A 12,698-nucleotide genomic window follows, 5' to 3' on the forward strand; every position below is an offset into this window, starting at 1 on the left:
GTGCTGCCGTTACGCAGCGTAACAGTCCGGTTCCGGAAGGTGACAGCGGGATTGCCGCAAGCCCCGCTGTCTCTGGCGCAAGTGCTTGGCGCGCTTGGCAAAGATGACGTGGCACAGCGCTTGCCCCCGCTGACTCACGCCGGTTCCGTGCCGGTGCCCGATAACGATATGGAGGAGTCATGAAGAAGCTAGGCATCGCCGCGGCAGCGGCAGCGCTGTGCGCGGCGCAGGCGGCGCAGGCCGTCGAAACGAAGATCGGCGATACGATCCTGGCGATCGGCGGCTACGTGAAGCTCGACGTGCTGGCCAGTCGCTTCTCGGACGGCGAAGTCGGCCAGGGCACGGCGCGCGACTTCTACGTGCCGAGTTCGATCCCGGTCTCGGACGGCAGCGGCGATTCGCATTCGACGCTCGATTTCCAGGCCAAGGAAACGCGCCTGTTCATCAAGACCGACACGCCGATCGACGGCCACAAGCTCGGCACCGTGATCGAGTTCGATTTCATCAGCGGCCAGATCAACCCGACCATCAGCAACGCGGCGAGCGGCGCCGGCAACGAGAACGTCACCAACGCCTACAACCCGGCCCTGCGCCGCGCCTACATCACCTTCGACAACTGGCTGTTCGGCCAGGACTGGACCACGTTCGAGAATCTCGGCGCGATTCCGGAAACGCTCGACTTCGTCGCTTTCCCGAGCGACGGCACCGTGTTCGCGCGCCAGCCGCAGGTGCGCTACACGCAGGGCGGCTTCGCCATCGCGCTGGAGAACCCGCAGACCACGGTCGCCGGCGTCGGCAGCACCGACGACAACATCCTGCCGGACCTCACCGCGCGTTACGGCTTCAGGCTCGGCCGCGCCGAACTGATGGTCGCCGGCCTGCTGCGCCAGCTGAAGATCGACAACGCCGCCGTCGCCGGCCCGCCGGCGGTGCCGGCGCGCGACGACACGGCGATCGGCGGCGGCGTCAGCCTGTCGGGCAAGATTCCCTTCGGCCGCGACGACGTCCGCTTCATGCTGACCGGCGGCGACGGCATCGGCCGCTACGTCGCGCTCGGCACCGGCTCCGACGCCGTGGTCGACGGCAGCGGCACCGGCCTCGATACCGTGCCCCTGGTCGCCGGCTACGTCGCCTACCGCCATCCCTGGACCGAGCGCCTGCGCAGCACGGTGGCGCTGTCCGGCATCCACATCGACAACGACGAGCACCTCGTCGCCGGCACCACGACCAAGAGCGTCTACAGCGCCGCCGTGAACCTGCTCTACTCGCCGGTCAAGCCGCTCACCGTCGGCGTCGAGTTCCGCCATGCGCAGCGCAAGGTCGAGAACGGCGACGACGGCGCCCTCGACCGTCTGCAGTTCTCGGCGAAATACATGTTCTGATCGCCGCAGCGCCGTTCCCCGCATCGCCAGCCGCCACCTCGCCTCCGGCGCCGGCCGTGTCGCCGCGGTCGCATTGCTCCCGGAATGCGGCCGCGGCCTTTTTGCGCGCCGCGCAAGCCTGGATTGCCGCCGCGTCGTCGCCCCGGGCGGCCGTCAACAGAAATCCGCCAGAACTCGGCGAGGCCATCCACAGGACTGGCCGGGAGCGCGCGCCTAGCGTGCTTCGCAGAACCGCGCCGTCGTCCGGCGAGCCGGTCATCGACCACGTCCGGGAGCATCCTGATGAACGCGCACCGCCTTGCCGGCCGGCCGTACCGGCTCACGCTCATTGCCGCCGCCCTGCTCGGCACCCAGCTCGTCGCCTGCGGCGGCGGCGGCGATGACACGCCGCCGCCGGCGACGACCGTCAAGCTCCGGCTGACGGGCAGGGTCACCGACGAGCCGGTCGCCAACGCCGACGTCAGCGTCCATGTCGGCGCCCGCACCTTCACCGCGACGGCCGATGCCGATGGCGATTACAGCGTCGATGTCGAAGTCCCCGAGGACGAGGCGGACGGCTTCGTCAGCGTCGACGCCAGGGGCACGGGCGCGCAGTCCTTCGTCGAGTTCACCAGCCTGCTCGGCGATCTCGGCACGCTGGCCGGACAGGCCGGCGACGACGGCACGCTGACGCCGGACGAGAACTTCGCCACGCAGGTCACCAACGTCAGCACCGCCGAGGCGGCGCTGCTGCGGCAGGCCAACGGCGGCCAGCCGATCACCAGCGCGGCGGTGCTGCAGAGTCTCGGCTCGGCGATCAACGGCCAGGACGTGCTCGATCTGGCGACGGCCATCAAGCTCGCCGTCGATGCGGCGGCAAGCTATCCGCTGCCCGAGGGCTACGCGTCGACGCTCGACCTGGTCAACGATGCGGAGGCGGCGCAGGCCTTCGTCGCCGCCGCCCACGATCAGGACCCGGCGGCCTTCGCCGAAACGCAGACCGCGATCAGCAGCGACAGCAGCCTCAACCAGCCGCTGAGCAGCGGCGCCGTGCCGGCCACGCTGACCGCGGCGACGCTGTCGACCGACGCCAACTTCACTTTCAACTATTTCAACCGCGTGTCGGCCTACACCTTCAACGCCGACGGCAGCGGCACGCTGGCGGCCGGCTCGTTCAGCACCGACATCAGCTGGGCCGTCGAGGGCTCGACGATCAGGATCAGCTACGCGGCGCCGATCGAAGTCACCGGCTACGACGTCGAGAACTGCAACGGCACGGTGCGCCAAGTGCAGGCGCGCCACGTCAGCGACGGCGCCACGCTGTCCCTGCTCAGCGCACGCACGCTGGCCAGCACCGAGACCGAGCAGGTCACGTACCTCGACTGCCCGTCGCTCGAAGCGCGCACGGCGACCACGACCAGCGCGCGCACCATTCTCGCCGACAGCGACTTCGCCGAAATCGACGGCGCCGATCTCGCCGGCAGCCGCATCACCTTCTACGTCTACGACGCCGCCCAGCACGCCGTGAAGGCCGACATCGCCGTCTTCAACGCCGACGGCAGCGGCAGCGCCGACGTGCTCGGCAAGGGCTTCGACTGGAGCGTGGACGCCGGCGGCCGCGCGGTGACGCTGGCATTCGACGACGGCAGCACGGGCCACTACCGCGTGCTGCGCGCCGTCGACGCGCATGCCGACGACCTGTTCTACGAACTCGACACCGACGACGGCCGCTTCGTCGACGCCGGCGCCGCGCTGGTCGATCTCGACGATGCGGAGGACGTCGACGCCGCGGACGTGCCGGGCCGCTACTACCAGTTCGGCATCGGCAACGAACAGGCGCCGGACCTGCCGCTGAAGGGCTTCCGCCTGCGCTTCGACGTCGGCGGCAGCGGGGCGCAGGAAGACGATTTCTACGACGGCGAGGTGCACACCACGCAGACGCCGTTCTTCTGGCGCGTGCAGGGCGACGGCATCGCCGCCGAGCGCACCTACGACATCGGCAGCGACACGCCGAACTGCCAGCCCGGCACGGCCGGCTGCATCGTCACCGACCGGCGCTGGATCATTCCGCTGGCCGGCGAGGGCCTGCGCAAGTACGTGCTCGAGCTGCGCTTCACCGACACCGTGCACGGCGTTTCCGACAGCACGCCGAACACCGCGCTGGTGCGCTTCTACGACTACGAGCCGCTCGATGCGGCGGCGCTGAAGACAGCGCGGGCGCCGCTGCGCCGCGCGCCGCCGGCGCCGGCTGTGATGAACCGTCGCCGCTAGCGTTCGGGGGAAGGGGGCGGACCCGGGCCGCCCCCGTGAAGGGGTGCGGCGCCATCACTCCCGGCGCCGCACCCGTTCTCGTTTCACGTCCGGTGTTCCGCGGCGGCGCGAACGCGGGATAATGACCCGTGCACTACCAACACCGCTATCACGCCGGCAACTTCGCCGACGTCTTCAAGCACGTCCTGCTCTGCGGCCTGCTGCGCGCGCTGAACCACAAGGACGCGCCCTGGGCCTATGTCGAGACGCACGCCGGCGCCGGCGCCTACGAGCTGCGCGACGCGGCGCAGCGCACGGCGGCGGAGCAGACCGGCGAGTTCCACGACGGCATCGCGCGCCTGATCGGCGCCGCCGCCGCGCCGGAGCCGGTCGCCGCCTATCTCGACGTGGTGCGCGCCATGAATCCGCGCTGGGCGGACGGCGAGCTGCGCCGCTATCCGGGTTCGCCGTGGTTCGCGGCGCGCGCCGCGCGCGGCAATGACCGCGTGCTGCTCTGCGAGCGCGAGGCGGCGATCGCCGCCGAGCTGAAGGGCACGCTGGCCGCCGATCCGCGCGTGGCGATCCACCAGCGCGACGGCTACGAGGCGCCGGCGCTGCTGCCGCCGCGCGAGAAGCGCGGCCTGGTGCTGGTCGATCCGCCGTTCGAGCGGCCCGACGAGTTCGACGCCGTGGGCGCGTTCATGCAGCGCGCGCTCGGGCGTTTCGCGAACGGCGTCTACGCCGTCTGGTATCCGTACAAGAAGCGCTTCGATACCGAGCGCTTCCTGCGCCGCCTGCGCCGCGACTGCGCGCGCGAGGCGATCAACTACATGCTGGAGACCGGCGCGCCGAGCGAGGGCCAGATGCACGCCTGCGGCGTCGTCGTCGTCAACCCGCCGTTCGCCTTCGTCGGCGAGGCCGACGCGGCGCTGCCGTGGCTGGCGCAGCAGCTCGCGCAGGGCGCGAAGGCGGCGGCGCGCGCCGAGCAGTGGACGCCCGGCAAAAAATCCTGAACGCCCATCGGCCGCCTGCGGCGCGGCCTTCTCATCGACCATGAACGACAGTCACCCGATCGAAGAACTGTACCGCGGCAAGTTCCTGCGCCTGCTGCGCGACCGCCACTGGGAGTACGTGAGCCGCGTCAACAGCAGCGGCGCCGGCTTCATCGCCGCCGTCACCGATGCGCGCGAGCTGGTGCTCGTCGAGCAATACCGCCTGCCGCTGCGGGCGCGCACCATCGAGCTGCCGGCCGGCATGATCGGCGACGAGGCGGGCCTCGAGGACGAGAGCATCGAAGCCTCGGCGCTGCGCGAACTCGAGGAGGAGACCGGCTTCCGCGGCGCGCGCGCCGACATCCTCGTCTCGGGGCCGGTCGCCGCCGGTCTGACCAGCGAGATGCTGCACCTGGTGCGCATCCGCGGCCTGCGGCGCGTCGGCCAGGGCGGCGGCGTCGCCGGTGAAAACATCACCGTGCACCTGGTGCCGCTCGGCGCGGTGGACGAGTGGCTGCGCGCCCGCGCCGCCGAAGGCCTGCTGATCGAGCCGCGCGTCTACGCGGCGCTGTACTTCATCCAGCGCGACGGCGCCTGACGGGCTGAAGGCCGCGCGGCCGTGCACGCCGCGCTTCCGCTAGCGGTCGAAGTTGAGACGCAGCTCGACGCCGACGGTGTCCTTGTCGATCATCGGCGATACGGTCAGCCCCTGCGGCGCGTAAGGCCTGGTGATCAGCTTGGAGATGCCGTAGGCCAGCGCGCAGCCGGCGATGACGTCGCGCCAGTGGTGGAAACCCTCGTCGACGCGCGAGTACGCGGTGAAGGCGGCGGTCGCGTACAGCGGCAGGCCGTACTGCCAGCCGTAGCGGTCGCTGATGAAGGCCGCCGCCGAGCAGGCCGCCGAGGTGTGGCCCGACGGGAAGGAACCGTCGTGGCCGTTCGGCCGCTCGCCCCAGCGGGTGTTGTTGAAGGCGTACTTCAGTGCCTCGGTGGCCGCGAAGGTCGCCGCGAAATCGTAGGCATATTCCCTGGTGCCCTGATCGTCGCCCTTGTACAGGGTGATGCCGGCGGCGAGCAGCGGATCGAGGATCTGGAAGATGTCGCCGGCGGCGCGATCGGGGTCGCTCCTGATTTCGTCGGCGATGCCGCTGCCGGCCTGCGCGCCGGCCGTCGTCAGCAGCGCCAGCGTCGTGGCGATGGCGGCCAGGGCCGGTCGTGCATTCATGCGTGGAGGTCCCGCTCCGCCGCGGTCTGCGGCTGCGGGCGACTGTCAGGCACGCCGCGTCAAAGGCCGGTGCACGGCACGTCAACGCAATGTCGAAAGCCGCGCCGCCCGGCACCGGCGGTAGCGATGCCGCGGACGAGCGGCGCGCGCGGCTCAGCCGGGTGCTGTCGTCAGCAGCGCTTCGATGGCGTCGACCGACACGCCGGGGCTGTAGCGGAAGCCCTGCACCTCGTCGCAGCCGCGTTCGAGCAGATAGCGCTCCTGCGCCTCGGTCTCCACGCCTTCGGCGATGACGCGGATGTCGAGGCTGTGCGCCATGGCGATGATGGCGTTGACGACGGCGGCGTCGGCGCTGTCGTGCGCGAGATCGCGCACGAAGGAGCGGTCGATCTTGATCTTGTCGATCGGGAAGCGCGTGAGATAGGCGAGGCTCGAATAGCCGGTGCCGAAATCGTCGACGACGATGGCGATGCCGAGACGGCGCAGCGACAGCAGCAGCGCGGCGCTTTCCTTCGGCTCGTCCATCAGCATGCCTTCGGTGATTTCCAGCTCCAGGCAGGCGGGCGGCAGGCCGCTTTCGAGCAGGGCGCGGCGCAGCGTGCGCATCAGCTCCTTGTGACGGAACTGGCGCGGCGAGACATTGACCGCCACGCGCAGCGGCTGGCCGGTGCGGCGCTGCAGCTCGGCGCATTCCTGGCAGGCGCGGCGCAGCACCCAGTCGCCGAGCTGCACGATGAGGCCGGTCTCCTCGGCGATGGGCACGAAACGGTCCGGCGAAATGTCGCCTTGCGGTCCCTGCCAGCGCAGCAGCGCCTCGATGCCGACGGTGCGCCGTTCGCGCAGCGAGATCTCGGGCTGGAACACCAGGGTCAGCTCGTTGTTGTGGATGGCGCGGCGCAGCGCCGAGCCGAGCTCGAGCTTGTCCTGCGACTGCTCGAGCATGCTCTCGGTGAACCAGTGAAAACTGCTGCGCCCGCTCGCCTTGGCGTGATACATGGCCGTGTCGGCGTGCCGGAGCAGGGTGCCGGCGTCGAGGCCGTCGCGCGGGAACAGCGCGCCGCCGATGCTCGGCGTGACCAGCAGCTCGCGGCCGTCGATCTGCATCGGCGCCGAGATCGCGCGCATCAGCTCGTGGGCGAGCCACTGCATCTCGTCCGGCGGCCCGGCGTCCGGCAGCACGACGATGAACTCGTCGCCGCCGAGCCGCGCCACGGTGTCGGTGTCGCGCAGGCGGCGCTGCAGGCGTTGCGAGACCTGCAGCAGCAGCTTGTCGCCGGTCTGGTGGCCGAGCGTGTCGTTGATGCGCTTGAAGTGATCGAGATCGAGCATCAGCACGGTCACCGCGGTGCCGTGGCGCAGGGCATGGCGGATCGCGCTCTCGAGGCGGTCGTTGAGCAGCGTGCGGTTGGGCAGGCCGGTCAGCGCGTCGTGATGCGCCATGTGGCGGATGAAGTCCTCGGCGCGGCGCCGCTCGGTGATGTCGTAGGCCACCTTGAGGAAGCCGTTGACGCGGCCGGCGTCGTCGCGCATGGCGGTGATGGCGACGTTGACCGGCAGATGCACGCCGTCCTTGCGCACGTAGGTCCACTCGCGCTCGTCGGCCTTGTCGTAGCTGCCGGAAGCGACGATCACCTGGAAGTCCGGCGGAATGTGCAGGCCGGTCTGGTTCGACAGTTCCTCGGCACGGCGCTCCAGTTCGGCGCCGACGTGCATGACCAGCGTCGACTGGCCGACCAGCTCCTGCGGCTGGTAGTGGAGCATGCGCCCCGCCGCCGGATTGACCGAGACGATGCGGCCCTCGGTGTCGGTGGCGATGACGCTGAACGGCAGGCTGTCGAGGATCGCCTGACGCAGCGATTCGGCCTGCAGCGCGCGCTGCAGGCGTTCCGCGTTGCGCCGCTCGGTGATGTCGATGACGGAGGCGAGCACGAACTGCGACTGGTCGATGGTCAGCGGGTTGAGGCCTATCTCGATCGGCACCTCGCTGCCGTCCTTGCGCAGGCCGTAGAGGTCGCGGCCGGCGCCCATGGCGCGCGTATCGGGCTGCGCGAAGAAGGCACCGCGGGCGCGGCGGTGCGCGGTGCGGAAGCGCTGCGGAATCAGCGCTTCGATCGTCATCTGCAGCAGTTCCTCGCGCCGGTAGCCGAACAGGCGCTCGGCCTGCGAGTTGACGAGCACGATGCCGCCGGCGCTGCCGACCATCAGCATCGCGTTGGGCGCCGCCTCGATGACCAGGCGCAGGCGCTCCTCGCTGCGCTTGCGCTCGGTGATGTCGATGACCGAGGCCAGCACGAAGATGCCTTCCGGCGTGGTCAGCGGGTTGAGGCCGATCTCGATCGGCACCTCGCTGCCGTCCTTGCGCAGGCCGTAGAGATCGCGGCCGGCGCCCATCGAGCGCGTGTCCGGCCGCGCGAAGAAGCCGCGCCGCGCGCCGTGGTGGCCCTCGCGGAAGCGCGCCGGCACCAGGATCTCGACCGACTGGCCGAGCAGCTCGCTGCGCGGATAGCCGAACAGGCGCTCGGTCTGCGAGTTGACCAGGATCATCCGGCCGTGGCGGTCGACCATGATCATGGCGTTCGGCGCGGCCTCGATGACGAGGCGCAGGCGCTCCTCTTCGCCGAGTCCCGGGCCCGGCGTCGACGGTACGTCGTGCGCATTGTCCAGCATATGGCCGACCCTGGCTGTAAGCGCCGATTCTGTGCGGCGCCCGGGCAACGCTAGCAGAAGCGGTCGCCGGAAGGGCCCTGCGGGCCGACCAGCGCGGCGCCGCGCCGGTCGCACGGTTTGCGGGGACGGCCGGGCGCACTACACTAGCCGCTCGTAGCCGGGGGTGCCGTCGTGTGCGACGGCTGAGATAAGACCCTTGGAACCTGGCCGTTGAGCCCTTTCCCCCAGGAGAGGGATTTTTCTACCGGCGAAGGGAAGGCTAGACGGGATTTTCGTTTCCGTTCGCGCTCGCTCTTTGCCCCATTCGCAGGTGCCGCGATGAGCGCTTTACTGCAGGATATTTTCCGCAAGGCCGACGAACTGTCGGCCGACGTCCGCCAGCCGTTCCCGGCGAGCCGCAAGATCTACGTCGAGGGCAGCGAGGGCATTCGCGTGCCGATGCGCGAGATTTCCCTGACGGCGACCAAGACCGCGAACGGCCTCGAGCCGAATCCGCCGGTCACGGTCTACGACACCTCGGGCCCGTATTCCGACCCGAACGTGAGGATCGACCTGCGTGCCGGCCTCGCGCCGCTGCGCGAGCCGTGGCTCGACGCGCGCGGCGACACCGAGCAGCTGCGCGGGCCGAGCTCGATCTACGGCCGCATCCGCGCCGCCGACGACAAGACCGCCGAGCTGCGCTTCGAGCACATCCGCGCGCCGCGCAAGGCCAGGGCCGGCGCCAACGTCTCGCAGATGCACTATGCGCGCCGCGGCATCGTGACCCGGGAGATGGAGTTCGTCGCCATTCGCGAGAACTGCCGCCTGCAGGAGCTGCGCGAGACCTACGAGAAGGCCGGCTACCTGCGCCGCCAGCACGCCGGCCATTCCTTCGGCGCCTTCCTGCAGAAGGAGATCACGCCGGAATTCGTGCGCTCGGAAGTCGCGCGCGGCCGCGCCATCATCCCGGCCAACATCAACCACCCGGAACTCGAGCCGATGATCATCGGCCGCAACTTCCGCGTGAAGATCAACGCCAACATCGGCAACAGCGCCGTCACCTCGTCGATCGCCGAGGAAGTCGAGAAGATGGTGTGGTCGACGCGCTGGGGCGGCGACACGGTGATGGATCTGTCGACCGGCAAGAACATCCACGAGACGCGCGAATGGATCCTGCGCAACTCGCCGGTTCCCATCGGCACCGTGCCGATCTACCAGGCGCTGGAGAAGGTCGACGGCCGCGCCGAGGAACTGAGCTGGGAGCTGTACCGCGACACGCTGATCGAGCAGGCCGAGCAGGGCGTCGACTACTTCACGATCCACGCCGGCGTGCTGCTGCGCTACATCCCGTGGACCGCGAACCGCGTCACCGGCATCGTCTCGCGCGGCGGCTCGATCATGGCCAAGTGGTGCCTCGCGCATCACAAGGAAAATTTCCTCTACACGCACTTCGAGGAAATCTGCGAAATCATGAAGGCGTATGACGTCAGCTTCAGCCTCGGCGACGGCCTGCGCCCGGGCTCGATCGCCGACGCCAACGACGACGCCCAGTTCGGCGAGCTGCACACGCTCGGCGAACTCACGCAGATCGCCTGGAAGCATGACGTGCAGGTGATGATCGAAGGCCCCGGCCACGTGCCGATGCAGCTGATCCAGTCGAACATGGACGAGCAGCTCAAGCACTGCTTCGAGGCACCGTTCTACACGCTGGGCCCGCTGACCACCGACATCGCGCCGGGCTACGACCACATCACCTCCGGCATCGGCGCCGCCAACATCGGCTGGTACGGCTGCGCGATGCTCTGCTACGTCACGCCCAAGGAACACCTCGGCCTGCCGGACAAGGACGATGTGCGCGAAGGCATCATCACCTACAAGATCGCCGCGCACGCCGCCGATCTCGCCAAGGGCTTCCCCGGCGCGCAGGTGCGCGACAATGCGCTCTCCAAGGCGCGCTTCGAATTCCGCTGGGAAGACCAGTTCAACCTCGGCCTCGATCCGGAGAAGGCCAAGGAATTCCACGACGAAACCCTGCCGCAGGAAGGCGCCAAGCTCGCGCACTTCTGCTCGATGTGCGGCCCGCACTTCTGCTCGATGAAGATCACCCAGGACGTGCGCGACTACGCCGCCAAGGTCGGCGCCGACGAAGCGGCGGCGCTGGAGAAGGGCATGGCGGAGAAATCGGCCGAGTTCCGCGAGCAGGGCGCCGAGGTCTATCGCACGCTTTGAAACGGCGCGGGGGTGCCGGGGGGGGATATGACGAGGAACGAATTCGACGCGCTCGTCGCGCGGCTCGAACGCGCACAGCAACAGAACCCGGCGGCGTACCGCCGCCGGGTTCTGTTGCTGGCCTTTGCCGGCTACGCCTATCTCGGTGCGGTGTTGCTGGCGCTGTTCGCGCTGCTGGTGCTGGCCGCGCTCTCCGTGCTGTTTCTCAAGGCGCTGGCGGTCAAGCTGATCATTCCGCTGGCGGCCTTCATCTGGCTGGTGCTGCGCGCGGTGTGGGTCAAGTTCGACGCGCCGCCCGGCATTCCGCTGCGGCGCAGCGAAGTGCCGCAGCTGTACGCGATGCTCGATCGCCTCAGCGCGCGCCTGCGTGCGCCGCGTTTTCATCATGTGCTGCTGGTCGACGAGATGAATGCCGCGGTCGTGCAGTTGCCGCGCCTCGGCCCCTTCGGCGGGCACCGCAACTATCTCTTGCTCGGGCTGCCGCTGATGCAGAGCCTTACCACGCGGCAGTTCGAGGCGGTGCTGGCACACGAATTCGGACACCTGGCTGGCGGGCATGCCCGCGTCGGCAACTGGATCTACCGGCTGCGCATGTCCTGGCAGCGTCTCGGCCATGCGCTGCGCCATTCGTCCGGTGCCGGTGGCGTGCTGTTCGGGCCTTTTCTCAACCGCTATCTGCCGTACTTCGAGGCGTACTCGTTTCCGCTGGCGCGTGCCAACGAGTACGAAGCCGACGCCGTCGCGGCGCGTCTGGTGTCGCCGCAGGCCGCCGCGCAGGCGCTCACCAACGTCGAGATTTCCGCGCGTTACTTCGGCAGCCGCTTCTGGGCGGGCGTTCATGCGAAGGCGAATGATCTGCCGCAGCCGTCGCTGACCCCGTATGCGCAGTTCGGCGCGAGCCTGCAGCGCGAGCTCGACATGGCGTCATCGAGCGACTGGTTGCAGCAGGCGCTGCGGCAGCGCACCACCTCGGACAATACGCACCCGGCGCTCGCCGATCGCCTCCGGGCGTTGGGATGTGAAGCGGAATTCGCGCTGCCGGCGCAGGGCGAAGGCGCCGAGCAGCTGCTCGGCGACGCTGCGACACGGCTGGCCGCGCAGCTCGACGAGGGCTGGCGCGAGGCCGTGGCCGATGCCTGGCAGCGCCGTCACGCGCAGGCGCAGCAGGAGCAGCAACGCCATGGCGAGCTCTGCGCATCGGAATCGCAAGGGGCCGAGCTGACGGTGGCCGAGGCGCGCGAGCTGGCGGCGCTCGAGGAGACCTGGGGCGCGGGCGCTGCGCGGGCACTCGAACGCTTCCGCATCCTGCGCGAACGCGCGCCGCACGACGTCGTGACGGCCTATGAACTGGGCCGCAGGTTGCTGCGCATCGGCGATGCCGGCGGCGTGGCGCTGATCGAGGAGGCGATGGCGGCCGAGAGCGACGCCGTGGTGCCGGGTTGCGAGCTGCTGATCGAGCACTTTCTGGCGATCGGCGACGAGGCGCGGGCGCGTGCCGCGCAGGAGCGTCGCCTGCAGCAACAGGGCGTGCTGGCTGCCGCGCGGGCCGAGCGCGAAACGGTTCGCCTGAGCGATGCTTTTATCCCGCACGAACTCGAGGCCGCGGTACGAGCCGGCTTGCGCGAGCAGCTGCAGGCCCTGCGCGGTCTGCGCGCGGCCTGGCTGATACGCAAGCAGGTTCGCCATCTGCCGGAACGACCCTGCTATGTGCTGGGTTTCACGATCACGCCCTGGTGGTCCTGGCACTCCCGGAAGCGCGGCCTGGCCATGCAGAAACGCATCGTCGAATCGGTGGCGTTTCCTGGCGAGACTTTCGTCCTCTGCGCGCAGGGCGACAACCGCCGTTTCGCCAGCAAGCTGAAGCGGGTTCGCGATTCGCGCCTGCTTTGAGGCGCGCCCTTGCGGTGCCGTCTGCCGATGCGCGAAGGCCGGTACGCCCGGCCATCCTGCCGCCGGCGTCCCGCGCTATTTCCGCTTCGCGGCGTCGCTCCGTTA

Annotated in this window: 8 protein-coding genes; 6 read left to right on the forward strand and 2 right to left on the reverse strand. The window is 69.6% G+C overall.

Going from position 1 to position 12,698, the window contains the following annotated elements; translation table 11 throughout:
• Positions 1–179: 179 nt before the first annotated feature.
• The 4 genes from K344_RS0117475 (at position 180) to K344_RS0117490 (ending at position 5,201) form a co-directional block, all read left to right on the forward strand.
• Positions 180–1,382: a DcaP family trimeric outer membrane transporter gene (locus K344_RS0117475; protein WP_028081752.1), complete on the forward strand. Its 1,203-nt coding sequence runs from the start codon at positions 180–182 to the stop codon at positions 1,380–1,382.
• 282 nt (positions 1,383–1,664) lie between these two features.
• Positions 1,665–3,632 carry a hypothetical protein gene (locus K344_RS0117480; RefSeq protein WP_028081753.1) on the forward strand — a complete coding sequence of 656 codons (1,968 nt, stop codon included), beginning with the start codon at positions 1,665–1,667 and terminating at the stop codon, positions 3,630–3,632.
• A gap of 128 nt (positions 3,633–3,760) precedes the next feature.
• Entirely contained in the window at positions 3,761–4,624 is an 864-nt protein-coding gene (locus tag K344_RS0117485; RefSeq protein WP_028081754.1) for a 23S rRNA (adenine(2030)-N(6))-methyltransferase RlmJ, read from the forward strand.
• Positions 4,625–4,664: 40 nt separating this feature from the next.
• A complete protein-coding gene (locus K344_RS0117490) occupies positions 4,665–5,201 on the forward strand; it encodes an NUDIX hydrolase (RefSeq protein WP_028081755.1) in 537 nt (178 codons plus the stop codon).
• A gap of 39 nt (positions 5,202–5,240) precedes the next feature.
• Here the strand turns inward: K344_RS0117490 and K344_RS22360 are convergent, their stop codons facing one another.
• Both K344_RS22360 and K344_RS0117500 read right to left on the reverse strand, forming a co-directional pair.
• Positions 5,241–5,828 (reverse strand): phosphatase PAP2 family protein, encoded by a 588-nt coding sequence (locus K344_RS22360; protein ID WP_051362361.1) that lies wholly within the window; start codon positions 5,826–5,828, stop codon positions 5,241–5,243.
• 153 nt (positions 5,829–5,981) lie between these two features.
• Entirely contained in the window at positions 5,982–8,495 is a 2,514-nt protein-coding gene (locus K344_RS0117500) for a sensor domain-containing protein (protein WP_051362362.1), read from the reverse strand.
• 318 nt (positions 8,496–8,813) lie between these two features.
• Between K344_RS0117500 and thiC the strand changes: the two genes are divergently transcribed.
• Both thiC and K344_RS0117510 read left to right on the forward strand, forming a co-directional pair.
• Entirely contained in the window at positions 8,814–10,703 is a 1,890-nt protein-coding gene (gene thiC / locus K344_RS0117505; RefSeq protein ID WP_028081757.1) for a phosphomethylpyrimidine synthase ThiC, read from the forward strand.
• A 27-nt stretch (positions 10,704–10,730) separates the two neighbouring features.
• Positions 10,731–12,593 (forward strand): M48 family metallopeptidase, encoded by a 1,863-nt coding sequence (locus tag K344_RS0117510; RefSeq protein ID WP_028081758.1) that lies wholly within the window; start codon positions 10,731–10,733, stop codon positions 12,591–12,593.
• Positions 12,594–12,698: the final 105 nt, after the last annotated feature.

The sequence above is a fragment of the Solimonas soli DSM 21787 genome, assembly GCF_000474945.1.
Taxonomy (GTDB): Bacteria; Pseudomonadota; Gammaproteobacteria; order Nevskiales; family Nevskiaceae; genus Solimonas; species Solimonas soli.

Coding starts and splice junctions, on each gene's coding strand:
- K344_RS0117475 (WP_028081752.1), top strand. CDS start 180: ATGAAGAAGCTAGGCATCGCCGCGGCAGCGGCAGCGCTGTGCGCGGCG.
- K344_RS0117480 (WP_028081753.1), top strand. CDS start 1,665: ATGAACGCGCACCGCCTTGCCGGCCGGCCGTACCGGCTCACGCTCATT.
- K344_RS0117490 (WP_028081755.1), top strand. CDS start 4,665: ATGAACGACAGTCACCCGATCGAAGAACTGTACCGCGGCAAGTTCCTG.
- K344_RS22360 (WP_051362361.1), bottom strand. CDS start 5,828: ATGAATGCACGACCGGCCCTGGCCGCCATCGCCACGACGCTGGCGCTG.
- K344_RS0117500 (WP_051362362.1), bottom strand. CDS start 8,495: ATGCTGGACAATGCGCACGACGTACCGTCGACGCCGGGCCCGGGACTC.
- thiC (WP_028081757.1), top strand. CDS start 8,814: ATGAGCGCTTTACTGCAGGATATTTTCCGCAAGGCCGACGAACTGTCG.
- K344_RS0117510 (WP_028081758.1), top strand. CDS start 10,731: ATGACGAGGAACGAATTCGACGCGCTCGTCGCGCGGCTCGAACGCGCA.